Source organism: Streptomyces sp. NPDC033174 (genome assembly GCF_055577795.1).
On the sequence record NZ_JBVIPQ010000004.1, the window covers coordinates 47,586 to 73,811 of the forward strand.

22 protein-coding genes, 4 tRNA genes, 1 other RNA gene and 1 pseudogene are annotated in these 26,226 nt (G+C 70.7%); 11 read left to right on the forward strand and 17 right to left on the reverse strand.

Annotated features, from left to right (window positions below; genetic code table 11):
* Nucleotides 1-13: 13 nt before the first annotated feature.
* Nucleotides 14-1,426 carry a sulfatase family protein gene (locus ACZ5VC_RS13695; protein WP_469120260.1) on the forward strand — a complete coding sequence of 471 codons (1,413 nt, stop codon included), beginning with the start codon at nt 14-16 and terminating at the stop codon, nt 1,424-1,426.
* A 121-nt stretch (nt 1,427-1,547) separates the two neighbouring features.
* Here ACZ5VC_RS13695 and ACZ5VC_RS13700 read toward each other — a convergent pair whose 3' ends face one another.
* Entirely contained in the window at nt 1,548-2,363 is an 816-nt protein-coding gene (locus ACZ5VC_RS13700; RefSeq protein ID WP_469120796.1) for an META domain-containing protein, read from the reverse strand.
* A gap of 104 nt (nt 2,364-2,467) precedes the next feature.
* Entirely contained in the window at nt 2,468-3,259 is a 792-nt protein-coding gene (locus tag ACZ5VC_RS13705) for a maleylpyruvate isomerase family mycothiol-dependent enzyme (RefSeq protein ID WP_469120261.1), read from the reverse strand.
* A gap of 92 nt (nt 3,260-3,351) precedes the next feature.
* On the opposite strand from ACZ5VC_RS13705, the gene ACZ5VC_RS13710 reads away from it, so the two are divergent.
* Complete coding sequence (locus tag ACZ5VC_RS13710) at nt 3,352-3,756, forward strand: nuclear transport factor 2 family protein (RefSeq protein ID WP_469120262.1); 405 nt, start codon at nt 3,352-3,354, stop codon at nt 3,754-3,756.
* 100 nt (nt 3,757-3,856) lie between these two features.
* Here the strand turns inward: ACZ5VC_RS13710 and purL are convergent, their stop codons facing one another.
* From purL to purS, 3 genes are read right to left on the reverse strand one after another with little or no spacing between them, the layout of a single operon-like run.
* Entirely contained in the window at nt 3,857-6,106 is a 2,250-nt protein-coding gene (gene purL / locus ACZ5VC_RS13715) for a phosphoribosylformylglycinamidine synthase subunit PurL (protein ID WP_469120263.1), read from the reverse strand.
* Nucleotides 6,103-6,783, reverse strand: coding sequence for a phosphoribosylformylglycinamidine synthase subunit PurQ (purQ, locus tag ACZ5VC_RS13720; RefSeq protein WP_469120264.1), 681 nt, complete (start codon nt 6,781-6,783; stop codon nt 6,103-6,105). The genes purL and purQ overlap by 4 nt, the downstream gene beginning before the upstream one ends.
* Nucleotides 6,780-7,025 (reverse strand): phosphoribosylformylglycinamidine synthase subunit PurS, encoded by a 246-nt coding sequence (gene purS / locus ACZ5VC_RS13725; RefSeq protein ID WP_468708750.1) that lies wholly within the window; start codon nt 7,023-7,025, stop codon nt 6,780-6,782. Before purS ends, purQ begins: the two co-directional genes overlap by 4 nt.
* Before the next feature lie 315 nt (nt 7,026-7,340).
* Here purS and ACZ5VC_RS13730 point away from each other — a divergent pair, with 315 nt between their 5' ends.
* The 8 genes from ACZ5VC_RS13730 (at nt 7,341) to ACZ5VC_RS13765 (ending at nt 11,880) form a co-directional block, all read left to right on the forward strand.
* Nucleotides 7,341-7,676 (forward strand): histone-like nucleoid-structuring protein Lsr2, encoded by a 336-nt coding sequence (locus ACZ5VC_RS13730; protein ID WP_468708751.1) that lies wholly within the window; start codon nt 7,341-7,343, stop codon nt 7,674-7,676.
* Between the two features lie 112 nt (nt 7,677-7,788).
* Nucleotides 7,789-7,860: transfer RNA gene (locus ACZ5VC_RS13735), tRNA-Gly, on the forward strand.
* A 109-nt stretch (nt 7,861-7,969) separates the two neighbouring features.
* A tRNA-Gly gene (locus ACZ5VC_RS13740) sits at nt 7,970-8,042 on the forward strand.
* 129 nt (nt 8,043-8,171) lie between these two features.
* Nucleotides 8,172-9,095 (forward strand): ABC transporter ATP-binding protein, encoded by a 924-nt coding sequence (locus ACZ5VC_RS13745; RefSeq protein ID WP_469120265.1) that lies wholly within the window; start codon nt 8,172-8,174, stop codon nt 9,093-9,095.
* A gap of 1 nt (nt 9,096) precedes the next feature.
* Nucleotides 9,097-9,900, forward strand: coding sequence for an ABC transporter permease (locus tag ACZ5VC_RS13750; protein WP_469120266.1), 804 nt, complete (start codon nt 9,097-9,099; stop codon nt 9,898-9,900).
* 50 nt (nt 9,901-9,950) lie between these two features.
* Nucleotides 9,951-11,174: a sensor histidine kinase gene (locus tag ACZ5VC_RS13755; RefSeq protein WP_469120267.1), complete on the forward strand. Its 1,224-nt coding sequence runs from the start codon at nt 9,951-9,953 to the stop codon at nt 11,172-11,174.
* Entirely contained in the window at nt 11,171-11,782 is a 612-nt protein-coding gene (locus ACZ5VC_RS13760; RefSeq protein ID WP_469120268.1) for a response regulator, read from the forward strand. Before ACZ5VC_RS13755 ends, ACZ5VC_RS13760 begins: the two co-directional genes overlap by 4 nt.
* 22 nt (nt 11,783-11,804) lie before the next feature.
* Nucleotides 11,805-11,880 (forward strand) — tRNA-Gly (locus ACZ5VC_RS13765).
* A 44-nt stretch (nt 11,881-11,924) separates the two neighbouring features.
* Here the strand turns inward: ACZ5VC_RS13765 and ACZ5VC_RS13770 are convergent.
* From ACZ5VC_RS13770 to ffs, 6 genes are all read right to left on the reverse strand, one after another.
* On the reverse strand, nt 11,925-12,836 hold the full coding sequence (locus ACZ5VC_RS13770; RefSeq protein WP_469120269.1) for a phosphoribosylaminoimidazolesuccinocarboxamide synthase: 912 nt from the start codon (nt 12,834-12,836) through the stop codon (nt 11,925-11,927).
* Nucleotides 12,837-12,908: 72 nt separating this feature from the next.
* On the reverse strand, nt 12,909-14,369 hold the full coding sequence (locus ACZ5VC_RS13775; protein WP_469120270.1) for a N,N-dimethylformamidase beta subunit family domain-containing protein: 1,461 nt from the start codon (nt 14,367-14,369) through the stop codon (nt 12,909-12,911).
* A gap of 282 nt (nt 14,370-14,651) precedes the next feature.
* The gene (locus ACZ5VC_RS13780; RefSeq protein ID WP_469120271.1) at nt 14,652-16,463 is read right to left on the reverse strand and encodes a M48 family metalloprotease; all 1,812 of its coding nucleotides are present in this window, start codon (nt 16,461-16,463) and stop codon (nt 14,652-14,654) included.
* A gap of 275 nt (nt 16,464-16,738) precedes the next feature.
* On the reverse strand, nt 16,739-18,022 hold the full coding sequence (purD, locus tag ACZ5VC_RS13785; RefSeq protein WP_469120272.1) for a phosphoribosylamine--glycine ligase: 1,284 nt from the start codon (nt 18,020-18,022) through the stop codon (nt 16,739-16,741).
* Nucleotides 18,023-18,083: 61 nt separating this feature from the next.
* Entirely contained in the window at nt 18,084-20,189 is a 2,106-nt protein-coding gene (locus ACZ5VC_RS13790) for a DNA polymerase III subunit gamma and tau (RefSeq protein WP_469120273.1), read from the reverse strand.
* Between the two features lie 44 nt (nt 20,190-20,233).
* Nucleotides 20,234-20,328: signal recognition particle sRNA small type (gene ffs / locus ACZ5VC_RS13795), an RNA gene on the reverse strand.
* A gap of 72 nt (nt 20,329-20,400) precedes the next feature.
* Here ffs and ACZ5VC_RS13800 point away from each other — a divergent pair.
* Nucleotides 20,401-20,488: transfer RNA gene (locus ACZ5VC_RS13800), tRNA-Ser, on the forward strand.
* A 79-nt stretch (nt 20,489-20,567) separates the two neighbouring features.
* On the opposite strand, the pseudogene ACZ5VC_RS13805 reads toward ACZ5VC_RS13800, so the two are convergent.
* From ACZ5VC_RS13805 to wrbA, 6 genes and pseudogenes are all read right to left on the reverse strand, one after another.
* A pseudogene (locus ACZ5VC_RS13805) lies at nt 20,568-21,423 on the reverse strand (tyrosine-type recombinase/integrase); the annotation flags it as partial.
* Between the two features lie 265 nt (nt 21,424-21,688).
* Nucleotides 21,689-22,753 carry a hypothetical protein gene (locus tag ACZ5VC_RS13810; protein ID WP_469120274.1) on the reverse strand — a complete coding sequence of 355 codons (1,065 nt, stop codon included), beginning with the start codon at nt 22,751-22,753 and terminating at the stop codon, nt 21,689-21,691.
* Between the two features lie 62 nt (nt 22,754-22,815).
* Nucleotides 22,816-23,223, reverse strand: a complete 408-nt coding sequence (locus ACZ5VC_RS13815; protein WP_469120275.1) for a hypothetical protein — start codon at nt 23,221-23,223, stop codon at nt 22,816-22,818.
* Nucleotides 23,224-24,199: 976 nt separating this feature from the next.
* Nucleotides 24,200-24,580: a VOC family protein gene (locus ACZ5VC_RS13820; protein ID WP_469120276.1), complete on the reverse strand. Its 381-nt coding sequence runs from the start codon at nt 24,578-24,580 to the stop codon at nt 24,200-24,202.
* Nucleotides 24,581-24,713: 133 nt separating this feature from the next.
* A complete protein-coding gene (locus ACZ5VC_RS13825; RefSeq protein WP_469120277.1) occupies nt 24,714-25,301 on the reverse strand; it encodes a rhodanese-like domain-containing protein in 588 nt (195 codons plus the stop codon).
* A 216-nt stretch (nt 25,302-25,517) separates the two neighbouring features.
* On the reverse strand, nt 25,518-26,126 hold the full coding sequence (gene wrbA, locus ACZ5VC_RS13830) for an NAD(P)H:quinone oxidoreductase (protein ID WP_469120278.1): 609 nt from the start codon (nt 26,124-26,126) through the stop codon (nt 25,518-25,520).
* Nucleotides 26,127-26,226 lie beyond the last annotated feature (100 nt).

Here is a 26,226-nt window from a genome sequence, read left to right on the forward strand (position 1 = left end):
CCCCGGAGCCTCCATGCCCCCGCACGCCCAAAAGCCCCTCTCCCCCTTGTCCCGTCGCGCCTTCGGCGGGGTCCTCGGCGCCGGTGCCGCCGCCGCAGCGCTCGGCACGGGCGGCACCGCGCAGGCAGAGGAGCGGCCCTTCCGCGCGGCCCGTTCCCTCGGCCGGCACGCGCGCCGCCCCAACATCCTCTTCATCCTCGGCGACGACCTCGGCTGGGCCGACCTCTCCTCGTACGGCTCGCCGCACATACGGACCCCGCACCTGGACCGCCTCGCCCGCCAGGGTGTCCGGTTCACCGACGCGTACTCCGGGTCCGCGACCTGCTCGCCGACCCGCTTCAGCCTCTACACCGGCCGCTTCCCGGGCCGTACGAAGGGCGGGCTCGCCGAGCCCATCGCCGACAGGTCCGTCGGCCTGGAGCCGACCCACCCCACCCTCGCCTCGCTGCTCCGCGACGCCGGGTACGCCACCGCGCTGATCGGCAAGTGGCACTGCGGGTACCTGCCCGACTACTCCCCCACCCGCTCCGGCTGGGACGAGTTCTTCGGCAACTTCGGCGGGGCCCTGGAGTACTACTCCAAGCTGGGACTCGCGGGCGAGTACGACCTCTACGAGGGAGACGCCGAGTACAAGGACCTGCGGTACTACACCCGGATCCTCACCGAGCGCGCGAGCGCGTACGTCGGCCGGGACCACGAGAAGCCCTGGCTGCTGAACCTCAACTTCACCACCCCCCACTGGCCGTGGATCGCCGACGGGGACACGGAGGAGAGCGCCGGGATCGTGCGGCGGATCAAGGCCGGCGACCGCTCGGCCCTGTGGCACCAGGACGGCGGGTCCATCGAGAAGTACAAGGAGATGGTCGAGGACCTGGACCGCTCCATCGGTGAGGTCCTCGCGGCCCTGAAGCGGTCCGGCCAGGAGAACGACACCCTGGTCTTCTTCGCCAGCGACAACGGCGGCGAGCGCTTCTCGTACAACTGGCCCCTGTCCGGCAACAAGGCCTCCCTCCAGGAGGGCGGCATCCGCGTCCCGGCGATCCTGCGCTGGCCCGCGCGGATCGAGGGCGGCCAGGTCAGCGACCTGCCGGTGTTCACACCGGACTGGACCGCGACCCTGCTGGAGCTCGGCGGCGCCCGCCCCCACCCCGCCTACCCGCTCGACGGCACGAGCCTCGCCGGCCATCTGCTGCGGGGCGCCGAGGTCCCCGAGCGCGACCTGTTCTGGCGGGTGCGCGGTGAGCGGGCGCTGCGCCGGGGCGACTGGAAGTACTACCGGGGGAAGGGGGGCAGGGACCAGCTCTTCCATCTCGCCGAGGACCAGCGCGAGCAGGCGGACAGGGCGCCCTACGAGAAGGAGCGGCTGGCCTCGCTCAAGGCCGCGTGGGAGAAGACGGACGCGGGCCTGCTTCCGTACCCGGCCTGATCGCCGCGCGGATCCCCCCGCCCGATCGCCGCGCGGACACCCGCCGCCCCCGCCTGATCGGCGCGCGGACCACGGCCGCGGCGGCCGGCGCCGGCTTCGCGCCTCGCCGCCGCGTCCCGTGTCACTTCTGCTTGGCGTCCTCCGCCACCGCCGCGAGTCCCTTGCCGTTCGGGGCGGTGAGGGACAGACCGCGGTGCTGGAGCTGGTAGGTCGCCTTGCTCTCGAACACCTTGAGCAGGGCGTTCTCCAGGTCCATCTGCGGGTCGGGGCAGAGCATCCGGGTGGTGACGACCCGGCCGAAGGTGAGGGTCGAGCCGGACGCCTTGGCGGTCGTGTTGAAGCGGTTGCAGCCGAGGGTGCCGCTGACGGAGCCGTCCTTGCCGAAGACGAAGTGCGCCTTGCCCTCCGTGCCGGCCGGCAGGGACGTCGCGGTGTCGCCGGAGGTGAGGGAGGTGACCTTCCAGGTCGTGCCGTGGAGCGGCGCGGGCGGCTGCGACGTCAGGGCGATGGTGTCGCCCTCGCGCGTCGTCAGGGTGAGCCTGTCGGCGTCGAGCTTCGCCTTGAGCGTGCCGGAGAAGGCGCCGTTCAGCGCGGACTCGAAGGCCTGGACCTCCGGTGGGCAGCCGATCTCGGTCGTCTCGCCGGGCTTCACCGTCAGGGTGTCGCCCGCGACGGTGACATCGGCACGGAACTGGTTGCAGCCGGTGGTGCCCTTGGCCACGCCCTTGGAGTCGATCTCGACATGGGCTCCGGCGGGGGCAGCGGTCTTCCTGCCGTCCACCGTCACGCTGTCGACGACCCAGTGGACACCGGTGACGGGCACATCGGGGGCGACCGAACCGCCCCCGCCCGAACCGGACCCGGACTGCGTTCCACAGGCGGTGACGAGCGCCAGGAGCGCCACGGCGGCGAGAGCGGTGCTGTGCTGCTTCTGCATGCCCCTGGGACGGGGCACCCCGGACTCCGGTTCCACACCGGACGCCGCGTCAGGCCTCCTCCCGGGCTCCGCCCCTGGTCGCGGCGCGAGTCGCACGGCTCGCCTCAGCCCATGACCGGCAGCAGCCCGGCGAGGTCCGCCCGCTCACCGCTCGCGTGCACCTGGGTAGCGTCGAGGGCCTCGCTCCAGGTCGTACGCCCGGTGGCGAGCCGGATCCACGTCAGCGGGTCCGTCTCGATCACGTTCGGCGGGGTGCCCCGGGTGTGCCGGGGGCCCTCGACGCACTGCACCACCGCGTACGGCGGGATCCGCACCTCCACCGAACCCCCCGGCGCCTTCACCGCGAGCGCGTCCGCCAGCAGCCGGGTGCAGGCGGCCAGCGCCTGCTTGTCGTACGGGATGCCGAGGCCCGTCGCGTCGTTCAGGTCGTCGGTGTGGACGATGAGTTCGACGGTCCGGGTGACCAGGAAGTCGCCGAGCGGCATCGCACCGAGCCGCGCGGGCACGAGCCGGTCGTCCGAGACTCCGGCCATGCGCTCGTTGTAGAGCGCCTCGGTGCGGGCGTAGAGCTCGGCGAGATCCCCGGCCGCCGCGATGGCCCTCGTGTCCTCGTCGACCCGCGCCGCGGCGGACCGTGTCCTGAAGGGCCAGTCCAGCAGGTCCATTTCACGGCGGGACGGCTCGGGCTCGCCGAGGTGGCGGCTGACCGAGCCGATGACCATGGCCAGATGCGCGGCGAGATCCCGTACGGTCCAGTCCCCGAGCCGGGTCGGCGCTTCGAGCTGCTCGGCCGTGAGGGTGAGCACCCCGACGCGGACGTGGTCGAACTGCGCGACCACGGCGGCGCGCGTCTTGGCGGAGTCGTATCGGCGGGCGCGCTTCTTGGCCGGTGGCATGGTGCCGAGGTTAATCCCTCCCGCAGGACAGCGGCCCGGAACCCGGCGGAAGATGGGAGAAGGCGCGAGTGCAGGAAGGGCGTGAACCACCTATGAGTGAGCACCCGGACAGTGCCCTGATCCGCCGGGGCTACGAAGCGTTCGAACGCGGCGACATGGAGACACTCGGCTCCCTGATGACCACGGACTGTGCCTACCACTCCCCCGGGGAGAGCCAGGTCTCCGGTCACTTCAAGGGCCGGGACAACGTCCTCGAGCTGTTCGGACGGCTCTTCGAGCTCACCGGCGGCTCCATGCGGTCCGAGCTGCAGGGCGTCTTCCCGGACGGGCGCGGGCACGTCATGTCCGTCCACAAGCTGTACGCCGAGCGCGGGGACCGCGGCATAGAGATGAGGGGCGGTCTGTTCTTCACCATCATCGGAGGCAAGATCTCCGACATCGACGAGTGCATCGAGGACATCGACGAATCGGATGCCTTCTGGGGCCAGGCCGCCTAGGTGGCGACCGGTTCCACGCGACCGAAGCGGAGCAGGGCCCGGAGGAACGGCGGAGCCCCGCCCGGACCAGGTCCGGACGGGGCCACCGTGGAGCCGGGCGTCAGGCGAGCAGACCCGGAATGGTCTCCTCGTGCGCCGTGCGCAGCTCGCTCAGCGCGATGCTGAACTGACCCTGGACATCGATCTCTTCGCCGTCCACGACACCGATCCGGGTCGCGGGCAGACCCCGCGCGCCGCACATGTCGGTGAAGCGGAGTTCCTCGCTGCGCGGCACGGACACGACCGCGCGGCCCGCCGACTCGCTGAAGAGGAAGGTGAAGGCGTCCAGACCGTCCGGGACGACCAGCCGCGCACCGTTGCCGCCGCGCAGACACGACTCCACGACCGCCTGGACCAGACCGCCGTCGGACAGGTCGTGCGCCGCGTCGATCATGCCGTCGCGGGAGGCCGCGATCAGGATGTCGCCGAGCAGCTTCTCCCGGTCGAGGTCCACCGCCGGCGGCAGACCGCCGAGGTGCTGGTGGACGACCTCGGACCAGGCCGAGCCGCCGAACTCCTCACGCGTGTCGCCCAGCAGGTAGAGGAGCTGGCCCTCTTCCGCGAAGGCGATCGGCGTGCGGCGGTTGACGTCGTCGATGACACCGAGCACGGCCACCACGGGGGTGGGGTGGATGGCGACCTCACCGGTCTGGTTGTACAGCGACACATTGCCGCCGGTCACCGGCGTGCCGAGCTGCAGACAGCCGTCCGCGAGACCACGGGTGGCCTCGGCGAACTGCCACATGACGTCCGGGTCCTCCGGGGAGCCGAAGTTCAGGCAGTCGGAGATGGCGAGCGGCTTGGCGCCCGAGGCGGCGACATTGCGGTACGCCTCCGCCAGCGCGAGCTGGGCGCCCGTGTACGGGTCGAGCTTCGCGTACCGGCCGTTGCCGTCGGTCGCCATGGCCACACCCAGGTTCGACTCCTCGTCGATCCGGACCATGCCCGCGTCCTCGGGCTGGGCGAGCACGGTGTTGCCCTGCACGAAACGGTCGTACTGGTCGGTGATCCAGGACTTCGACGCCTGGTTCGGCGACGAGACCAGGGCCAGGACCTGCGCGCGCAGCTCCTCCGGCGTCTGCGGCCGGGGCAGCTTGCCCGCGTCGTCGGCCTGGAGGGCGTCCTGCCACGACGGGCGCGCGAACGGCCGGTGGTAGGTCGGGCCCTCGTGGGCCACCGAGCGCGGCGGTACGTCGACGATCTGCTCGCCGTGCCAGAAGATCTCCAGCCGCTCGCCCTCGGTCACCTCACCGATGACGGTGGCGATGACGTCCCACTTCTCGCAGATCTCCAGGAAGCGGTCGACGTGCTCGGGCTCGACGATCGCGCACATGCGCTCCTGCGACTCGCTCATGAGGATTTCCTCGGGCGAGAGGGTCGCGTCGCGCAGCGGCACGGTGTCCAGCTCGACGCGCATACCGCCGGAGCCGGCGGAGGCCAGCTCGGAGGTCGCGCAGGAGAGTCCGGCGCCACCCAGGTCCTGGATGCCGGCGACCAGCTTCTCCTTGAAGATCTCCAGGGTGCACTCGATGAGGAGCTTCTCCTGGAAGGGGTCGCCGACCTGGACGGCGGGCCGCTTGGTGGGCTTGGTGTCGTCGAAGGTCTCGGACGCGAGGACCGAGACGCCGCCGATGCCGTCGCCACCCGTACGGGCGCCGTAGAGGATGACCTTGTTGCCGGGGCCGGAGGCCTTGGCGAGGTGGATGTCCTCGTGCTTCATCACGCCGATGCAGCCGGCGTTGACCAGCGGGTTGCCCTGGTAGCAGGCGTCGAAGACGACCTCGCCGCCGATGTTGGGCAGGCCCAGGCAGTTGCCGTAGCCGCCGATACCGGCGACGACGCCCGGCAGGACGCGCTTGGTGTCGGGGTGGTCGGCCGCGCCGAAGCGCAGCGGGTCCACGACCGCGACCGGACGGGCACCCATGGCGAGGATGTCGCGGACGATGCCGCCGACGCCGGTGGCCGCGCCCTGGTAGGGCTCGATGTACGAGGGGTGGTTGTGCGACTCGACCTTGAAGGTCACCGCGTACCCCTGGCCCACGTCGACCACGCCGGCGTTCTCGCCGATGCCGACGAGCATGGCGTCGTTCTCGGGGACCTTCTCGCCGAACTGCTTCAGGTGGACCTTGCTGCTCTTGTACGAGCAGTGCTCGGACCACATGACGGAGTACATGGCGAGCTCGGCGCCGGTGGGTCGCCGACCGAGGATCTCGCGGATGCGCTCGTACTCGTCGTTCTTCAGACCGAGCTCGGACCACGGCTGCTCGACGTCGGGCGTCTCGCCCGCGTGCTTGACGGTGTCGAGAGTCATGCGCTGACCAACTTCTTGAGGATCGACGTGAAGAACCCGAGACCGTCGGTGCGGCCCGTGCCGACCAGCGGCTCCACGGCGTGCTCTGGGTGCGGCATCAGGCCGACGACGTTGCCGGCGGCGTTGGTGATGCCGGCGATGTCCCGCAGCGAGCCGTTCGGGTTGAGGTCCAGGTACCGGAAGGCCACCCGCCCTTCGGCCTCCAGCTCGTCGAGCACGCGCTCGTCGGCGACGTACCGGCCGTCCATGTTCTTGAGCGGGACCTGGATCTCCTGGCCCTGCTCGTAATCGGCGGTCCAGGCGGTCGCGGCGTTCTCCACCCGCAGCTTCTGGTCGCGGCAGATGAAGTGCAGGTGGTTGTTGCGCAGCATCGCGCCCGGCAGCAGATGGGCCTCGGTGAGGATCTGGAAGCCGTTGCAGATACCGAGGACGGGCATACCGGCCTTGGCCTGCTCGATGATCGTCTCCATCACCGGCGAGAAACGGGAGATGGACCCGGCCCGCAGATAGTCGCCGTAGGAGAAGCCGCCGGCGAGAACCACGGCGTCGACCTGCTTGAGGTCCTTGTCGCGGTGCCACAGCGATACGGGTTCGGCGCCCGCGAGACGGGCGGCGCGCAGCGCGTCCCGGTCGTCGAGGGTTCCGGGGAAGGTGACGACTCCGATACGAGTGGTCACGACTCCACCTTTACGACGAAGTCCTCGATGACGGTGTTGGCGAGGAACGTTTCGGCCATCTCATGGATGCGGGCGAGGGCGGCGTCATCGACCGGTCCCTCAACCTCGAGCTCGAAGCGCTTTCCCTGGCGGACGTCGGTGATCCCCTTGAAACCGAGGCGGGGCAGTGCGCGCTGCACCGCCTGGCCCTGCGGGTCGAGGATCTCCGGCTTGAGCATGACGTCGACTACGACGCGTGCCACTGGCACTCCCGGTGGTGTGTTGCGTGGGCGGTTCCCTCAGCGTACCTGTCTCCAAAATCTACGCGGGTAGATATCTGGAGGTCCCTACAAAGACAGCCAAGAAAATCCCGGTGAAATATCGCGCCGCCCATTGCAGTGCGGGGGACACGCTGATGCAATTGGCGGAGCTTCACAATGCGACGCCGACCGCTGTACAAAGGAATACAGAGGAAAGCAGCATTGCCCCTCAGCAGCCGAAAACCCGGTATCACCGCACGTCAGGCGCGCACCAGTCGAGCGTCCGGCACGGTGGACCGCAGGAAAGGACCGATATCCGTGGCTCAGCGCGTAGTGGTCACACTCTCCGACGACATCGACGGCGGAGAAGCGGCGGAAACGGTCACGTTCGGCCTCGACGGTAAGGCGTACGAGATCGACCTGAATCCCGCCAATGCAAAGAAACTGCGCAAGGCGCTGGCGCCTTACATGGCTGCGGGACGAAAGCAGTCGAGCGGGAGCAAGCCCGGCAAGTCCGGCAAGGCAGCCACTTTCACCTCGCTGGAGCCGGACCCGGCCGCCGTTCGCGCCTGGGCCCAGTCGCACAAGATGGACGTCCCGGCCCGGGGCCGCATCCCCAAGCGCGTGTACGAGGCGTTCCGGGAGGCCAGTTGAGCCGACCGGCTGACGGGGTGTCGGCGATGGATTTGCCATGCACCCCCGCTGGTCGGCTAGAGTCTGGAGCACGCCGACGGGCGCGGCCGAAAGGCCGGGCCTCACGCAGCGTGCGGGTGTAGTTCAGTAGTAGAACATCCCCCTTCCAGGGGGAAGGCGCAGTGTGCAATTCCTGTCACCCGCTCTGCATCGCTCTCCGCCCCCTCGGGGGTCCTCCTCGGCTCGAGACGCAGTCGAAAGCCAGGGGAAGGATCAGGTAGAGTGGTGTTCGCACCGCTCGACAGCGGCGCAATGCGGACGTGGCTCAGTTGGTAGAGCATCACCTTGCCAAGGTGAGGGTCGCGAGTTCGAATCTCGTCGTCCGCTCAGAGAGCGTAAGGCCCCGGTCATCAGACCGGGGCCTTCGTCATGTGTCCACGAGCGGATGACATTTGTCATGGACAGTCATGACAGCCCGCACTGCCCGCCGCCCCCGCCCGGCGGAAGCCTTGGACCATGACCAACGTAATCGAGGCCGAGGAGCTGCGCCGGACCTACTCCGGCGGCTTCGAGGCGGTGACCGGGCTCTCGCTCGCCGTCCCCCGTGGCGAGATCTTCGCCCTCCTCGGGACCAACGGCGCCGGCAAGACGTCCACCGTCGAACTCCTGGAAGGTCTCGCCCGGCCGAGCGGCGGGACCGTACGGGTGCTGGGCCATGATCCGTACCGGGAGCGGGCCGTCGTCCGGCCCCGCATCGGCGTGATGCTCCAGGAGGGCGGGTTCCCTCCCGACCTGACCGTCGCCGAGACGGTACGGATGTGGGCGGGCTGCACCACCGGCGCGCGGCCCGGCGGGGAAGCCCTGGACATGGTCGGGCTGGCCGCGCGCGCCGGTGTCCGCGTCAAGCAGCTCTCCGGTGGCGAGCGGCGCCGGCTCGACCTGGCCCTGGCACTGCTCGGACGCCCCGAGGTGCTCTTCCTCGACGAGCCGACGACCGGCCTCGACGCGGAGGGGCGCCACGACACCTGGGAGCTGGTGCGCGGCCTGCGGGACGGCGGTACGACCGTCCTGCTGACCACCCACTACCTGGAGGAGGCGGAGGTCCTCGCCGACCGGCTGGCGATCATGCACCGGGGTCGGATCGTGACCTCCGGCACGCCGGCCCAGGTCACCGCCTCGCGTCCCGCCCGCATCCGTTTCGTCCTCCCCGAGGGAATGGCGGCCGGGCAGCTGCCCCTCTCGCTGCGGGCGGTGGCCGCGGGGCGACGGGTGGAGATCCGTACGCACGCCCTCCAGGACGCGCTCGGTGAGCTGCTGGGGTGGGCGCGGGACGCGGGCGTACTGCTGGACGGGCTCGACGCGCGTTCCGCCTCCCTCGAGGAGGCCTTTCTCGACATCGCGCAGACGGATCTCGCGCGCACGGAAACGGTGGGTGTGTGACATGGCGGCAGTGACGACGCCAACGACGGCGAAGAGAGCGGCGGCGGCGGTGACCGCACGGCTGGCCGCGCTGGGGCGGGCCGAACTGACCCTTCTGGCAAGGAATCGGACGGCGCTCTTCATCGCGCTGATCGTGCCGCTCGCGATGGTCGGCGCGATCAAGGCCTCGCTCGACGGGATCGACCTCGCCAAGTCCGGGATGAGCATCGCGGAGGCGGCGATGACCGGCGGGATCGGCATGGCGCTGCTCATGGTCGTCCACTCCAACCTGGTCTCGACGTACGTCGCCCGGCGTGAGGGGCTCGTGCTCAAGAGGCTGCGTACGGGAGAGCCTTCGGACCGGGAGATCCTCGGCGGCGTCGCGCTGCCGGCCGCCGTCCTCGCGCTCGCGCAGTGCGCGCTGATGGTTGTGGCCGGTGTCGCCCTGCTGGGTCTGGGGACGCCGAAGCGGCCCGTACTCCTCGTCGCCGGCGTGCTGTTGGGCATCGTGCTGCTCACCGCGGTTGCCGCCGCCACCTCGGCCGTCACCCGGACCGTGGACAGCGCGCAGCTCACCACCCTGCCGATGTTTCTCCTCTCGACGATGGGCTCCGGGCTGTTCGTACCGCTCGCGGTACTGCCCGAGCGGCTCGCGTCGATGTGTGAACTGCTGCCCCTGACCGGGGTGATGACGCTGGTACGCGCCGGCTGGCTCGGCGGGGGCGACACCGGCGACCTGATCGGGGCGGCGCTCACCACGCTGGCCTGGACCGTGATCTCGGTGTTTGCTGTCCAGCGGTGGTTCCGCTGGGAACCGCGGCGCTGAGACCGGCGACCGGGCAGCGGGGAGCAGAGCGTGCGGGTGGGGGAGAGTTCATGCGGGTGAAGGGGTGGAGCGGCCGGAGCGAGCTTGCCAAGGTCGACATCTACACCCGGGTCACCGCCTATCTCCTCGTCTGGGCCTCGGTGTTCGTGGACGGGCTGCTTCTGCTGACCCGCCCGGTCCGGGCCGACGGACCCGCGGTCCTGGTCGTGCTCGGACCGCTGCTCGTGATCTCCAACGGTGTGCTGTGCCACCGGTTCGCCCGGCGTGCGATGGACGCGTACCTGGGAAAGGGGGAGGTCGGCAGGCGCCGGATCGTCGCGGCGGCCGCGACGACGACCGCCCTCACGGGGAGCATCCTGGTGATCGCCTCCACCGCGGACGTCACCGGGATGCTGCCGACCATGCTGGGGGCGGCCCTCGTGCCGTTCTTCACCGGGCACTGTCTGATCGTGCCGCGCTGGACCATCGCCCTGCACCAGCTGCTCACCCTGGCCGTGGTGTCCGCGCTGCTGCCGCTCACCGGACGGGACACGCCCCAGGTGCTGGTCACCGCCGCGACCGTCGGTTTCGTCAGCGGGTGCATGGCCGGCACCGTCCGCGTCTCGGTCTGGGTCCTGGGGGTGCTGTGGGAGCTGCGGGAGGCCCGTGACACCCAGGCTCGCCTCGCGGTGGCGGAGGAGCGGCTGCGCTTCGGGCGGGACATGCACGACGTGCTGGGGCGGAATCTGGCGGTGATCGCGCTCAAGAGCGAACTGGCCGTCCAGCTCGCCCGGCGCGGCCGCCCCGAGGCCGTGGACCAGATGACCGAGGTGCAGCGGATCGCCCAGGAGTCCCAGCGGGAGGTGCGCGATGTGGTGCGCGGCTACCGGGAGGCGGACCTGCGCGTGGAACTGGAGGGCGCCCGGGGCGTGCTGAGCGCCGCCGGGATCGTCTGCGAGATCGACCAGGGCCCGGCGGGGCTGCCCGTCGAGGCCCAGTCGGCGCTGGGCTGGGTGGTCCGGGAGGCCACGACGAACGTCCTGCGGCACGGGGACGCGCGGCGGTGCGTGATCTCGGTGGCGGCGGCGGACGACGCCGTGGTCCTGGTGGTGGAGAACGACGGCGCGGGTGGGGCGGATGCGGTGGCCGGGTCCGGCGGGTCCGGGCTCGCGGGGCTGCGCGAACGTCTCTCCGCCGTGAACGGAACCCTCGATGCGGGCCCGGCTCCGGACGGCCGGTTCCGGGTGACCGCCCGGATAGCCCTCGCCCCCACGCCCCTGGAGGCCGCGCGATGACCCCCGTTCGCATCCTGCTCGCCGACGACGAGCACCTCATCCGGGGCGCACTCGCCGCGCTCCTCGGCCTGGAGGACGACCTGGTCGTCGTCGCCGAGGCCGCCTCCGGGCCGGAGGCACTCGCCATGGCCCGGGCGCACCGGCCCGATGTCGCGGTGCTGGATCTTCAGATGCCGGGCGCCGACGGTGTGAAGGTCGCCACATCCCTGCGCGACGAGCAGCCCGAGTGCCGGACCATGATCGTGACCAGCCACGGCCGGCCCGGACACCTCAAGCGCGCCCTCGCGGCCGGCGTGCGCGGCTTCGTCCCGAAGACGGTCAGCGCCCAGCGGCTGGCCGAGATCATCCGTACCGTCCACGCCGGAAACCGCTACGTGGACCCGGAGTTGGCGGCCGACGCGATCTCCGCCGGCGACTCGCCGCTGACCGCGCGCGAGGCGGAGGTACTGGAGCTCGCGGCCGACGGAGCCCCCATCGCGGAGATCGCCGAGCGCGCCTCGCTCTCCCAGGGGACCGTACGGAACTACCTGTCGTCGGCCGCCGCGAAGCTCGGCGCCGAGAACCGTCATACGGCGGTGCGTCTCGCCCGCGAGCGAGGTTGGGTATAGTGGGCTGCGCGCAACGGCGCATGCGGACGTGGCTCAGTTGGTAGAGCATCACCTTGCCAAGGTGAGGGTCGCGAGTTCGAATCTCGTCGTCCGCTCCACAGAGGAAGCCCCCGGTCGGACCGACCGGGGGCTTCTTCGTCTTCTAGGACCAGCTGTGGCCGGTCAGCAGCTCGTACGCCTCCAGGTACTTCGCCCGGGTCGCGTCGACGACGTCCTGCGGAAGGGCCGGCGGCGGCTGCTCGCTCGCGCGGTCCCAGCCGGAGGCCGGGGAGGTCAGCCAGTCGCGGACGTACTGCTTGTCGTACGACGGCTGGGCGTGACCGGGCTCCCAGGTGGCGGCCGGCCAGAAGCGCGAGGAGTCCGGAGTCAGCACCTCGTCGGCGATGATCAGCCGCTGGCCGTGCTCGGTGGTCTCCAGCCCGAACTCGAACTTGGTGTCCGCCAGGATGATCCCGCGGTCGCGGGCGATGTCACGGGCCCGGCTGTAGACGGCGAGCGTGGTCTGGCGCAGCATCGCGGCGGTCTCCGCGCCGACCTGGCGGGCGACTTCCTCGTAGCTGACGTTCTCGTCGTGGTCGCCGACGGCGGCCTTGGTGGCGGGCGTGAAGATCGGCGCGGGGAGCTCCGAGCCGTCGGTGAGCCCCTCGGGAAGGGCGAGCCCGCAGACCGTACGCGACTGCTGGTACTCGACCAGGCCCGAGCCGGTGAGATAGCCGCGCGCGACGCACTCGACGGGCACCATCGCGAGCGACTTGCAGATGAGGGTGCGGCCTTCCCAGTCGGCGGGGGCGCCGGCGGGCAGGTCGGTGGAGATGACATGGTTCGGGACGAGGTCCGTGAGCCGGTCGAACCACCAGAGCGAGAGCTGGGTGAGGACCCGGCCCTTGTCGGGGATCTCGGTCGGGAGGACCCAGTCGTACGCGGACATGCGGTCGCTGGCGACCATCACGAGGTCGCCCGCCTCGTTCTGGTACAGGTCGCGCACCTTGCCGGTGTGCAGATGTACCAGGCCCGGCACCTGAAGCGGCTCGGGCTTTTCGACGAATCCGGACACGGTTCCTCCCCGTGGTTCTGTCCAAGAGGCTCTGATTGTCCCGCATGGGGACAGCAGGCCTTGGCCAGGGGTCTAGTCCCGTTTGCAGATGCGGTCCAGCAGGTTCGCCGTGGCGCGCTGGACGCGCTCGTCGACATGACCCGGCCGGTCCAGAGCCGGGGACCACGCGAAGGTTCCGGAGGCGAAGACCAGCGCGCCGGACGGGGCCCGGTAGACGGAGGTCTCCTGGTGGCGCAGGGCGCCTTCGGTGTCGCGGTACGGGGAGTGGGCCAGCAGGATGCGTCCCTGGTGCTCGGGGAGCGCGGTCCGGGGGAAGTAGCGGTCGGCCTCGCCCGCGACCAGGCCCGCGATCTCGTCGCCGTCCCCGGCTCCGGTGGCTTCCCAGAGCCAGTGATCCGCGTTCCGTACGACCATGGGGTGCGGCTCCGGGACCCGCCCCGCGTACTGGATGCCCAGCAGCTGCTGCTCCGCCCGGTCCACCTCGCGCCACAGGGCGGGACGGCCCGGTCCGCGGCGTTTTCGGCAGGTGAGGAGCCGGTCGGGGACGCCGGAGGCGGACGGGCCGAGCTCGACCTGCCAGTACATGGTGTTGGCGGAGAGGAAGACGAGCGAGGTTCCGGAGTCCCGGGCGGATTCGACGGTCCGGCGCATGGGGACGGACCAGTACTCGTCGTGGCCGGGGAAGACCAGGCCGCGGTAGCGGGTCGGGTCGACGCGTCCGGCGTGCAGGTCACGGGCGTCGGCGTAGGCGAGGTCGTAGCCGTACCGCTCGGCCCAGCGGATGAAATCGTAGGCGTGGCCGACATGGAGGGGCAGGCCCGCGCCCGCGTACGGGCGGTCGAAGGAGACCGTGGTGGCGGCGTCCTCCTCGCCGAGGAGCCGGCCCTGCTCGTCCCACGCGTGGTAGAGGCTGGCGCCGGTGCGGCCGTCCTCCGGATAGAGGTTGTACGCCTGCCACGTGATGTCGGGCAGCAGGAGGAGCAGGTCGGCGGGCCGGTCGTCGCGGACCGTGAAGGGGATGTGGGAGCGGTAGCCGTCGGCGGTGGTCAGGACGGCGACATACGCGCCGACCGACCAGTAGGAGGGCACCTGGAGCCGCCAGGACAGCCACCAGTGGTGACAGGAGACCGTGCGGTCGGCGGCCAGCGGCGGCGGCTGCACGATGCCGGCGAGCCTGGGGCTCGTGATGATCTTCGCCGCGCCGTCCCCGGCGTAGTGACCGATGCGGTAGACGTCGACCGAGAACTGCTGCGGCGGGTCCACCGTGATGTGGAAGTCGATCGACTCACCGGGCGCCACCGCGCCGCTGGACGTGAAGCCCTTGATCTGGCGGCGTACGTCGTCGGCGCTGCGCGGACCGCCGCAGCCGCCGCGCGCCAGCTGCGGGTCGGCGTACCAGGGCACGACCTGTCCGGTGTCGTCCAGGTACTGCTCACCGGCCCGGAGCCAGGGCAGGGGTCCCTGGCCGAAGGGGTCCGTGACCGCGTGGGCGAGGGCTCCTGACTCCCACCGCCGGATCTGCTCCGCCCCCATGCTGCGCCCCTCCCTCGATTCCCCCGTCACCGATCCGGTCGCTGTCGGCGCCGGTCTCCAGCACATCACATAACGCACCCACTCCGTCACCGTTCGTCGCGAATCGACGGGAACGGAACACCGGGTTCCGGCCACGAAGCGGTGTCCGGAAGCCCCTCCCGTGGCCGCTCGGACCGGCTGCTTGGACCGGCTGCCCGGGTCCAGCTGCTCGGACCGGTCACTCGGACCGGCCCTGGGCCCGGCCTGGCGGTCGCGCCGGTCGGCCGGCGCTCGGGCAACCCCTCAGACCAGCCGGACGGGCTTCTCCGGGCGGACGCCCACCGCCGCGAGCCAGCTGCGCAGTGGCTCCGGGTCGGCGTCCTCGATCAGGGTGAGGATCCGGCCGGTCAGGTCCCCGTGCCGCTCGCCGCGTATCAGCAGCGTCGGCCCGTCGAGCCAGTCGAGACCCGGGGCCGCGCCCGCGGTGTCGACGGCGGCGCAGCAGACCATCGCCGTCACATGGTCGGCGAGCAGCTCCCGACCGGTGCGCGGCGGCTGGAGCGGGAAGAGCGGCAGTGGGTCGGTACCGAAGATGTACGGCCCGTCGAGGTCGCCCTGGGCCTTGGCGGGGCCGTGTCCGGCGCCCGGTGTGAGGGCCGGTCTGGCGGCTTCCTCGCGGGCGACTTCGGCGCTGATGCCCGCCGCGAGGGTCTCGCCGCCGGTCCCGCTTCCGGCCTGGGCCACGGTGTCGTGCGGTGGACGGCCGTCGCCGCCGGGGCTGTCTGTGCCGTCAGGGGTCTCGGTGCCGCCGGGGCTGTCCGCTTGCACGGCGCCGGTCGTCGCGGGGGCGGGGGCGGCCGAGAGGTGGTCCATGACGCGGGCCAGGGTGGGGCCGGCGTTCGCCCCGGCTCCGGACGCCGTCCGGGCGCCCAGCCGGTCCAGGACCCGGTGCAGCCTGGCCGCGTCCGCACGCCACTTCCGGTCCACCACCTCTTCCGGGTAGCGCTGCCAGTCGACGGGCGACCAGTCGGGTCCCGCCTTGGCCGGGCCCCCGTGGAACAGCCGGGCGGCGAGCAGGGACGCGGCCTCGTCGACCGCGCCGGGCTCCTCCAGCAGGTCGCAGGCCGGCCGCTCGCCCAACCGGGAGGTGAATCCCTCGGCCAGCCGGTCGCGCCGGGACAGCTCGGTGAGGGCGGACACCACACCCGCGTCGAGACGGGAGGGCCAGCGGCCCATGCGCCAGGCGGGAAGCGCGACCCTGGTCAGCAGCCGGTCCCAGCCCGCGTAGGCCAGTCCGACCTGCTCCTGGGCGACGATCCGCAGTCCGTAGTCCACAGCCTGTGCGCGCTCCGACCCGGCCGCCGCGACGCCCCGTTCCATCTCGGCCGCGTGCCGACGGCAGCCGCGCAGCAGGACCCGCGCGATCGAGCCGGTGAACCGGGCACCCAGGCGGCGTACGGGATCCAGCCCGGGCCGGTCCGGCACCGCGACCGCGGCGTCCAGGCCCCGCACGAAGCGGCGGGCGGCGGCTATGTCGGGATGCGCGGACGGTCCCGTACCGGCGACGACCGGGGCGAGCACCGCCCGCAGCTCGCCGACCCGCATCCACCAGAGGAAGGGCGAGCCGATGACCAGGACAGGGGCGTCGGAGGAGCGCCCGGCGCCCACCTTCGCGCCGCCCAGGCCGCCCTGCCTCGTGCCGCTCGGGCCGTGCGCGGGATGCGTGCGGTCCTCCAGCCAGCTGTCGCAGTCGGGCGTCAGGGCTATCGCGGAGGGCGCGGGCACATTGAGGCGGTCGGCCAGGTCCCGCACCATCCGGTAGAGATCTGGTGCGGACTTCTCGGTGAGCTCCACGGTCGGGGTGACGGCCGGTCGGGACCGGGCGATCACTGCCGCGACGGCCGCGGCGATCAGCAGCACGACCACGGCCGCGCACGTCACCACCCAGCGGGCGGTGTCCCAGCCCTCGCCGGTGAGACGGCCCATGGCCCCGCCCGCGAGGAGCACGACGGCCACGGCCGCGGGAAGCATCGCCACGGCCAGCGCCCTGCCACGGACCCGCAGCACGGCGAGAGCCCGGGCACGCGCGGCCCGCGCACCCAATTCATCGCCCATACCGGGACCTGAACCTGAACCGGACACGGCCGTACGTCACCCCCTCTTGCCCTGTGGACTGCCTGCGGCGGTGGTGCTCATTCCCCCACTGTGGCACCCGCCACTGACATCGCAATGCCGGTGGGCCAAGTGCCGGAACGCCTGCGCCGCACCCTAGTTGGGGGTTCGGCGGGCGTCATCCGGATGGCCCACCCGTCACTCGATGGAATGGCTTTGGGCAAAGGTGATGACGGAATCCGGGCCCCTGGGTTCACTCCCCGCGGCCCGTTCCCCGGCTACTGCGCCGCAGTGTCTCCCGCGTGCGCCGCGGCGTCCGCCGCCGCCTTCCGGGCGATGTCCGTACGGTGCTGGGATCCGGCGAGACGGATCCGGCCGACTGCCTCGTACGCCCGCTCGCGCGCCTGGCCCAGATCCTTGCCGGTTGCCGTGACCGACAGGACCCGGCCGCCCGCGCTCACGATGGCGTCGCCGTCCCGCGCGGTCCCGGCGTGCAGGACGTAGGCGTGGGGCGCGTCCTGCGCAGCGACCTCGTCCAGACCCTCGATCGGGTCGCCGGTGCGGGGGGTGCCGGGGTAGTTGTGCGAGGCGATGACCACGGTCACCGCGGCGTCGTCGCGCCAGTTCAGCGGCGGCTCGATGTCGAGCGTGCCCCGGGCGGCGTTGAGCAGGACGCCCGCGAGCGGGGTCTTCAGCCGGGCGAGGACCACCTGGGTCTCCGGGTCACCGAACCGGGCGTTGAACTCGATCACCCGTACCCCGCGGCCGGTCATCGCGAGGCCCGCGTACAGCAGCCCGGCGAAGGGCGTACCGCGGCGGCGCAGCTCGTCGACGGTGGGCTGCAGGACCGTGTCCATGACCTCGTCGACCAGCTTGGGATCGGCCCACGGAAGCGGCGAGTAGGCGCCCATGCCACCGGTGTTGGGGCCCTGGTCGTCGTCGAGCGCCCGCTTGAAGTCCTGGGCGGGGGTCAGCGGAAGGACCGTGGTGCCGTCCGTGATCGCGAAGAGGGAGACCTCGGGGCCGTCCAGGTACTCCTCGATGACGACACGGCCGCAGGCGAGCGCGTGCGCCCGGGCGACCTCGAGGTCGTCGGTGACGACGACGCCCTTTCCGGCGGCGAGGCCGTCGTCCTTGACGACGTAGGGAGCACCAAAGGCGTCGAGCGCCTCGTCGATCTCCGCGGGGGTGGTGCAGACGTACGAACGGGCGGTGGGGACGTTCGCCCCTGCCATCACGTCCTTGGCGAAGGCCTTGGAGCCTTCGAGCTGAGCGGCCTCCTTGGAGGGGCCGAAGCAGGGGATCCCGGCCGCGCGCACGGCGTCGGCGACGCCCGCGACGAGCGGGGCCTCCGGGCCGACGACGACCAGGTCGGCCTGCAGGTCACCGGCCAGGCGGGCCACGGCGTCGCCGTCGAGGGCGTCCACCGGGTGCAGCTCGGCGACCTCCGCGATTCCGGCGTTGCCGGGCGCGCAGTGCAGAGCGGTGACGTCGGGATCGAGGGAGAGAGAGCGGCACAGGGCATGTTCGCGGGCGCCGCCGCCGATGACGAGGACCTTCACGCCAGCCAGAGTAGCCCGCGCGAGGGCATGCCCTTTGTGCGGGCCGCCGACGTGGACGGTCCTACTCGTTTGTGTATTCCTCCACCACCGTGGCCCCGAGCTCGCGAACGATCAGCTCGTGACCGGAGAGCGCCGAGTCGACGAGGTCGGGGTCGTCCTCCTCGGGAGTGTCGTCCTCGGGGGCGACCGGCGGGGGCGCCTGCTGCACGGGCGGGGCGGCCCGGGGCGGCTCCGGCGCGGTGTACGACTGCGGCGGCGCGGACGTCTGGGGAGCCTGCGGCGCGGGCTGTACGGGCGGGGGCGCCGGGGCGGCGGGCGGAGGGCCCGCCGGGCGGCCGCCGCCGAAGCCGGTCGCGGCGGGCGGAGGCGCGGCGCCGCCGGACGGGTCGATGATCGCCTCGATCTTCCACTGGACGTGGAACTGCTCGGCCAGCGCCTGCTTCAGTACGTCCTCGCTGCCGCTGCTCGCGAAGTTGTCGCGGGCCCCGGCGTTGAGGAAGCCGAGCTGGAGCGTGGTGCCGTCGAAGCCGGCCACCTGGGCGTTCTGGCTGAGCAGGATCCAGGTGAAGCGGCGGCGGTTCTTCACGGCCTCGAGGATCTCGGGCCACATGTTCCGCACCTGGGCGGCGCCCTGAGCCGAGCCCGGGGCGGCCTGGGCGGGCGCGGGCTGCGCCGCCGGAGCGGGGGCGGGGGCCTGCGCGGCCGGGGCCGACGCGGGCGCGGCCGTGGGCCAGCCACCGGGCGCGCCCGAACCGGGGGCGGCGGCGCCGGGCCAGGCGCCGGGCCGCTGGGCCTGCGGGGCCGGAGTCGGCGCGGCCGTGGGCGTGGGAGCCGCCTGAGGCGCGGGGGCCGGGGCCTGCACGGGGGTGGGCGCCGGGGCCTGCACGGCGGGCGGCGCGGCCCGCTCGGGTCGCACCGGTGCGGGCTGGGCGGCGGGCATGGGCACATGAGCGTCCGGACCCGGTGCGTACCCCATGGCCGGCCCGGGCCCGGTGGGCGAGAACGCGACGGCGCCGCGCTCCAGCCGCTCCAGGCGGGCCTGCGTCGAACGCTCGTCGTCGAAGGCGGCGGGCAGCAGCACCCGCGCGCAGATCAGCTCGAGCTGCAGCCGGGGCGAGGTGGCCCCGCGCATCTCGGTCAGCCCGGTGTTGACGAGGTCGGCGGCCCTGCTGAGCTCGGCCGCCCCGAAGACGGACGCCTGCGCCTGCATCCGTTCGATCACGTCGGCGGGGGCGTCGATGAGCCCCTTGTCGGCGGCGTCGGGCACGGCGGCCAGGATCACCAGGTCGCGCAGCCTCTCCAGAAGATCGGCCACGAAGCGGCGCGGGTCGTTTCCGCCCTCGATGACCCGGTCCACGACCTCGAAGGCGGCGGCCCCGTCACCGGCGGCGAAGGCCTCCACCACGGCGTCGAGCAGCGATCCGTCCGTGTACCCGAGCAGCGCCGTCGCCATGGCATACGTCACACCGTCCTCGGCGGCGCCGGCGAGGAGCTGATCCATCACGGACATCGAGTCACGCACGGACCCGGCACCGGCACGGACGACGAGCGGCAGGACCCCGTCCTCGACGGGGATGCCCTCGTGGCCGCAGACCTCGCCCAGGTACTCCCTGAGCGTGCCGGGGGGCACGAGCCGGAACGGGTAGTGGTGCGTACGCGACCGGATCGTCCCGATGACCTTCTCGGGCTCGGTGGTCGCGAAGATGAACTTGAGGTGCTCCGGAGGCTCCTCGACCACCTTCAGCAGGGCGTTGAAGCCCGCCGAGGTGACCATGTGCGCCTCGTCGATGATGTAGATCTTGTACCGGCTGGAGGCGGGCCCGAAGAACGCCTTCTCCCGCAGGTCACGGGCGTCGTCGACGCCACCGTGGGAGGCGGCGTCGATCTCGATGACATCGATGGAACCCGGCCCGTTGCGCGCGAGGTCCCGGCAGGACTGGCACTCCCCGCAGGGCGTGGGCGTGGGCCCCTGCTCACAGTTCAGGCAGCGGGCGAGGATGCGCGCGCTGGTCGTCTTTCCGCATCCACGCGGCCCGCTGAACAGGTACGCGTGATTGACCCGGTTGTTCCGCAGCGCCTGCTGCAGCGGGTCGGTGACATGCTCCTGCCCGATGACCTCGGCGAACGACTCGGGGCGGTAGCGGCGGTAGAGCGCGAGAGACGACACGCATACGAGGTTATAGGCGCCCGCTGACAACCGTCGCCGCGCACGCAAGCGCCCCCCACGCACCCGCCAGAGCCGACCTACCCTTGCTGCCTTCCGGCCCTGGGGGAGTTCAGTCAGATAGCGCCACGTGAGGGGCTCTGCACAGGGTACCCGATCTCCGCCCGGGGAACGAGTTCGCGAGCACGGCTCAACGTCTTGTATTGTTTGCCGCGGAGGATTCGCCTAGTGGCCTAGGGCGCACGCTTGGAAAGCGTGTTGGGGGCAACCCCTCACGAGTTCGAATCTCGTATCCTCCGCCAGTGCCTCACCGGGCACGAAGTCGAAGGGCCCCACCGCTTGCGGTGGGGCCCTTCGCCGTTGTCCGTCTCAGTTTCCGTCTCAGTTGGGATCGGCGGCCCGGTTTCCGGTGCCGGGGTCTCTGTCGCTGCTCGGCTCCTCGGTGGCGCCCCAGAGCGCATCACCGACCTGCTTGGCGACGTTCTTCAGCATGGGGCCGGTGACGTGCATGTACCGGGCCCGCATCCGTGCCGACCCTCCGGGCTCCCGGCCCATGATGGAGTCGACCACCACATCAGGAACCCCAAGCAGGAGAAGCACGGTCCCTGCGGTGTGGCGGGCGTCATGGAGCCGACCGTCTCGCACGCCCGCGTCGTCCAGGAGCTTCTTCCAGTGGTCGTAGTCGGTGTTCGGGATGAGCGGCCCGCCGGTCGGCTGCGCGAAGACGTAGCCCTTGTCCTCCCACTTGTCCCCGGCCTCCTTACGTTCCCGGCCCTGCTCCTCCTGGTGCTTCCTGAGGAGCTTGATGAGCGGGTCTGGGAGTCCGATGGTGCGGCGGCCGGCACGCGACTTGGTGTTCTTGTGTTCCCGGCGGATCTGCCTGCGTTTCGGGCAGTAGCCGGGCTTCCGCCCTCAGGTGTCGCCGCAGCCGTGCTCATACTTCGGCCGCAGCCGGTTCTTGCGGAGGCGGATGTATCCGGCGTCCAGATAGACGTCTTCCCACATGAGTCCGAGCGCTTCGCCCTGGCGCAAGCCGAGCGCAAGGGCGATCACCCAGCGGGCACTGTTGCGGAGCCTCGAAGCCTGCAACAGCAGGCTCTGAATCTCATCGATCGAGTAGGGCTCGATCTCTTCTTCCTCGAGGCGCGGGGCCTTGGCGATCTCTGCGGCGTTCTTGGGGATGTGCCCGCGCCGGACCGCTTCCCCCCAGCGCGACCCGGATGGTCCGGTGAGCATTGACGGAGCCGATTCGGTTGCCGTCTCTGTCGCTTCCTGACTCCGTTCGCGCCCGGTCTGGGGCTGCCCTGCCTGTGGGCCATGTGTGGGCCAGAGCCTCGGAATAGGAGCCACGCCGAGCCGCTCCGCCGCCGGTCAGAGCCGCTTTCGGTTCTCGAGTCGGAGCGCTCTTGAGAACCGGTGCGGTGAGACTTTCTCTACCTCATCAAGGCGGCTCGCTCCGCTCCCCGCGCGCGACCCGGCGCCCGGCCGCGCTCACAGGGGAATCATCCGCTTGCCCTGCCGATCTGGAGGTGTATGCCTTCGTCGGGGGCGACGGCTCCTGGGGCCGTATGCACTTCGAACTTGACCGACCTGAAGGGTTCGGGCTTGCTGACGAGCAGGGTGCCGTTGCCGTCACTGGGTGGGCCAGTGAACTGCTTGCCTTTGACTACGGTCGCGCCCTCAAGCGTGAGACGCTCGTCGCTGCTGACCTTGGTTGCGGTCGTACCCTGCTCAAAAGTCAGGATCGAGCCGAGTGATGCCAGATGAAAGACTATGTTCTGCACCTTGTTCTCGAATACGACCGTGAACTCACGCGCGATGGGTGTGCTCTTGAGTTCTACCGCGTCCGACGTGGGCAGGGACGGGGTGAAGACGCCCGCTGGAGTAAAGCTGGCCTCCTGGTCGACGTTCACCTGCCCTACGGACGCCGGGGGCCCGGTGATCGTCACCTTTTGGCCGACCAGCCTTCCCGTGGCCATCCGGTCGCTGTCGCGCGACAACCAATCGACAAACTGAAACTGTTCTGTCTTGCCGATCTGGAGGTGTATGCCTTCATCGGGGGCGACGGCTCCTGGGGCCGTATGCACTTCGAACTTGACCGACCTGAAGGGTTCGGGCTTGCTGACGAGCAGGGTGCCGTTGCCGTCACTGGGTGGGCCAGTGAACTGCTTGCCTTTGACTACGGTCGCGCCCTCAAGCGTGAGACGCTCGTCGCTGCTGACCTTGGTTGCGGTCGTACCCTGCTCAAAAGTCAGGATCGAGCCGAGTGATGCCAGATGAAAGACTATGTTCTGCACCTTGTTCTCGAATACGACCGTGAACTCACGCGCGATGGGTGTGCTCTTGAGTTCTACCGCGTCCGACGTGGGCAGGGACGGGGTGAAGACGCCCGCTGGAGTAAAGCTGGCCTCCTGGTCGACGTTCACTTGCCCTACGGACGCCGGGGGCCCGGTGATCGTCACCTTTTGGCCGACCAGCCTTCCCGTGGCCATCCGGTCGCTGTCGCGCGACAACCAATCGACGAATACGAGCGATTCCGCTGCCATCACCTGCTGCTGTGTTGCCATAGCCGACCCTTCTAATTGATCCTTGGCCCGTGGACGAGCAGAAGCGTCCATCGGGTCAGAGGTCAGTAGCGCCCTTGAAGCGCCTTGTGGACAACGTACGCCTCGATGAACCCCTGAATCGTCTGTAGGTCGTCCGCGAAGGATGTGGATCGCCACTTTTCCTTCCGGCCGTCGCGGTAGTTGAGGTCCACCCATACGTCAAGATCCGCGAGCATACTTCCGGAGGAGGTACTTGCGGTCGCTCTCAGCGCTATTCCAGCGAGATCGTAGAAATTGACGATCGTCGGCGGCTTGCGTTCGTCCTTGTACTCGATGACCTCGTCAGGGGTGATGACCAGCAGCGGATCCGGGTCATCCGATGTCCCGCGCAGGAAGCCGGACAGTTTCCCCCGCTTCTTGGTGAAGACCCGCCAATTCTCCGGTACGGGGCCTTGACTTGCCTGCGTCAGGACGGTTCGGGGATTCGTCATGCCACCCATTGGGCTGCCCTCCAGTCAGACCTAAGCACTTATAACCCTACGCCCGGCCTCAACTGGCCGCATTCAATGCCGGTTGAAAAGGTAACTACGAAAGAGCCTGACTAAAGGCTCTGCCGGGCCTGGGTTTGGCTAGAGGTGAACTCTTGGGTCGGGTCAACGCACGTGCCTGATATACCGCCTTCGACTCACCTGGATAACCCGGCAACCAGGCGATCCCAGCTGTACGGCAGCGAAGTACCACAGCAACTACCAGTATCAGACGTTGGCTCCCACGGAACCTGATGCGACGGGTAGGACCGCCAGCCACCGATCCCGCTGGAGCTACGGATCGGATGGCCGGCGGAAGTGCTGAGGTGTTGGGAGAGGTGGCGGCGACCGGTGGCCGAACGCCATGGTCGAACTCCTTGAGGCGGGTGTGGCCCCCAAACGGCCCCCGCCCGGCAGCCGGACGTATGCCAGGTGTGGGCTGCCGAGTGTGGGCCATGCTGCTCCGTCTCAGGCCGGAGCGCTGTGAAGGCTGCCGTGTGGAACTGGGCCTGGCTTTCGAACGTCGGCCGAGTCGAATCGGGGCTCATCGCGGTCGCCCCTCCTCGGACCGATGAAAGAGTCCGACTCCACACCGATCCTTCCGGACGGGCATCACTCGTGTCTTGGGTATCGCGGATCACGGATTGGTCCTCGTCTGTGATGCGTCCCAAGTGTCTGGTCACCGATCTACGCGGTATCGGGAACGCCGGACAAGACGCTGAATGAGATCTTCACGCCGACCATGGCCCACGACTTCAAGCGGCCGAGCAATGCCTCCGCATCGCAACCGCACCAGATGGAGCGGGAAACAGCGGGGAGTCACGGTGAGAGCAGCCGAGCCCGAGGGGGCCAAAGCGCAACCGTTCGCCCACCGGCCAAGAGCTCCGCAGGCCGGACGTCCCGCCGGCCGAGAGTCCCGCCCACAGGTGACCCCCCGCCCCTACCCCCGGGCCCATTCCACGACCTGAACCACGACCCCGTTCGGGTCGGTCACCTGGAAGAGGCGTTCTCCCCATGGCTCTTCGCGCAGGGGCATCGTGATCTCCACGCCCGCCTCGCGCAGGCGCTTTTCCTCCGCCTCCAAGTTGGTGACGGTGAAGGCGAGGATCAGGCCGGCCGCCCGCTGGTCGCGCTGGTCCGGGGGCAGGAGGGGGAGGCCGCGGCGGAGGAGGACGAGGTCGGTGGCCGCGTCGGGGTGGGTGAGGGAGGCGAAGCCGTCGGCGGAGGCCGTCTCCTCGTAGCCGAGGTGGGTGGTGAAGAAGGCGTGGGACGCGGCGACGTCGTCGACGGTCAGTGACACGGTGGTGGCGGTGATGTTCAAGCGGGCTCCCGGACAGGGCGGATGGGACTCGGCCCGTGGCGGGCCGGCCAAGAGAGTTGACCGGTTCACCGCCAGAGGGCAACAGCCTTTTCCGGACGTCCGCATCACGCCACCGCCCGGCGGGCGGTCAGCGTCACGCTTTGAGCGCCTTCAGGGCCGCCAGGGTCGCCTCCAGCTGCTCGCCGTCCCCGGGGCGGCGGTTGTGGGGCAGCTTGCCCAGGACCACGGCCATGCCACAGGTGTTGGTGAGCGCCGAGAAGACCAGGCCGCCCGCGATGCCCGCGGAGAGCAGTTGCCAGGCCGGGTGCGCGAACCGGCCGAGAGCCAGGCCCGTCAGGACGAGCGCGCCCGCGGCGAGGCGGACCTGGCGCTCCATGGCCCAGGTCGTGCGGGCCGCCCCCTGCGGGCGGGTCAGTTCGTGGCCCCGGCTCGCCCACTCGGACGTACCGCCGCCGAGGTTGAGGGCCCGGACGCCGTGCTCGGCCAGCAGGGCGCAGGCGGTACCAGAGCGGGCGCCGGAGCCGCAGACGACGAGGAGTTCACCGCGTTCGGCAGCCTCCCGGAGCTCCGGGAGCGCACGGCGGAGCTGGTCGAGCGGGACGTTGAGGGCGCCCGGCACATGCCCGGAGGCGTACTCGCCGGGTGTGCGGACGTCGATGACCGTCAGGTCGTCCAGCCGGTGGTGAGCCTGGTCGGCGTCGACGGAGAGGGGAGCGCTCATGCGGGGCCGTCCTCGGTTCTGCGAGTGGGGGGAGCGGGGAGCGTGGGGGTGGTTCGAGGGTACGGCCGCGACCCGCCGTCCCGAAGGTCCGCGACCCCGCCTTCACAAGCCTGCAAAACAACCCGCGGTACCCCGCGGGACACCCCGCCCGCCACCTCCGCGACAAGAAAAGGGCCGGGGTTCCGCCCCACGCGGAACCCCGGCCACTCACGGCGCTCAGCGCTCCGCGACACCCAGCAGCCGCGCCGTGATCTTTGTCAGCCGCTCGCCCTGGTAGCGCGCGGCCTGGAGGACGGTGTCCGTCGGGCCGCCCGCCCGGGACCCGTGGGACGTGCCGTACGGGTTGCCGCCCGCCGCGTAGACCGCCGGGTCCGTGAAGCCCGGGGAGACGACCAGCGAACCCCAGTGGTGCATCGTGTTGTAGAGCGCCAGGAGGGTGGTCTCGTTGCCGCCGTGCGCGTTGGACGCGCTCACGAAGCCGGTGACCGGCTTGTCGACGAAGCCGCCCTGCGCCCACAGGCCGCCCGTGCTGTCCAGGTACTGCTTCAGCTGGGACGAGACGTTGCCGTACCGGGTCGGCGTACCGAAGGCGTACGCGTCCGCCCACGTCAGGTCGTCAAGGGTGGCGACTTCGATGTTCTCGGTCGCGTCGGCGTGCGCACGCCAGGCCGGGTTCGAGTCGATCGCGGCCTGCGGGGCGAGCTCGGGTACGCGCCGCAGCCGCACCTCTGCGCCGGCCTTCTCGGCGCCCTCGGCGACGGCCAGGGCCATCTCGTGGACGTTCCCCGTGGCCGAGTAGTAGATGACAGCAACCTTGACGGACATGAGCCGGCCCCAATCGGATTTGTTTCCGCTTCAACGGCTCCGAGTTAACCGGATACTGCTCCGCTTCGCAAGAGATGCTTGAAAGTAACCGGATAGTGAT

Excerpts from the sequence above, each read along its gene's own strand:
- ACZ5VC_RS13695 (WP_469120260.1), top strand. The coding sequence starts at position 14 with ATGCCCCCGCACGCCCAAAAGCCCCTCTCCCCCTTGTCCCGTCGCGCC.
- ACZ5VC_RS13700 (WP_469120796.1), bottom strand. The coding sequence starts at position 2,363 with ATGCAGAAGCAGCACAGCACCGCTCTCGCCGCCGTGGCGCTCCTGGCG.
- ACZ5VC_RS13705 (WP_469120261.1), bottom strand. The coding sequence starts at position 3,259 with ATGCCACCGGCCAAGAAGCGCGCCCGCCGATACGACTCCGCCAAGACG.
- ACZ5VC_RS13710 (WP_469120262.1), top strand. The coding sequence starts at position 3,352 with ATGAGTGAGCACCCGGACAGTGCCCTGATCCGCCGGGGCTACGAAGCG.
- purL (WP_469120263.1), bottom strand. The coding sequence starts at position 6,106 with ATGACTCTCGACACCGTCAAGCACGCGGGCGAGACGCCCGACGTCGAG.
- ACZ5VC_RS13745 (WP_469120265.1), top strand. The coding sequence starts at position 8,172 with ATGACCAACGTAATCGAGGCCGAGGAGCTGCGCCGGACCTACTCCGGC.
- ACZ5VC_RS13750 (WP_469120266.1), top strand. The coding sequence starts at position 9,097 with ATGGCGGCAGTGACGACGCCAACGACGGCGAAGAGAGCGGCGGCGGCG.
- ACZ5VC_RS13755 (WP_469120267.1), top strand. The coding sequence starts at position 9,951 with ATGCGGGTGAAGGGGTGGAGCGGCCGGAGCGAGCTTGCCAAGGTCGAC.
- ACZ5VC_RS13760 (WP_469120268.1), top strand. The coding sequence starts at position 11,171 with ATGACCCCCGTTCGCATCCTGCTCGCCGACGACGAGCACCTCATCCGG.
- ACZ5VC_RS13775 (WP_469120270.1), bottom strand. The coding sequence starts at position 14,369 with ATGGGGGCGGAGCAGATCCGGCGGTGGGAGTCAGGAGCCCTCGCCCAC.
- ACZ5VC_RS13780 (WP_469120271.1), bottom strand. The coding sequence starts at position 16,463 with ATGGGCGATGAATTGGGTGCGCGGGCCGCGCGTGCCCGGGCTCTCGCC.
- ACZ5VC_RS13810 (WP_469120274.1), bottom strand. The coding sequence starts at position 22,753 with ATGGCAACACAGCAGCAGGTGATGGCAGCGGAATCGCTCGTATTCGTC.
- ACZ5VC_RS13815 (WP_469120275.1), bottom strand. The coding sequence starts at position 23,223 with ATGACGAATCCCCGAACCGTCCTGACGCAGGCAAGTCAAGGCCCCGTA.
- ACZ5VC_RS13825 (WP_469120277.1), bottom strand. The coding sequence starts at position 25,301 with ATGAGCGCTCCCCTCTCCGTCGACGCCGACCAGGCTCACCACCGGCTG.
- wrbA (WP_469120278.1), bottom strand. The coding sequence starts at position 26,126 with ATGTCCGTCAAGGTTGCTGTCATCTACTACTCGGCCACGGGGAACGTC.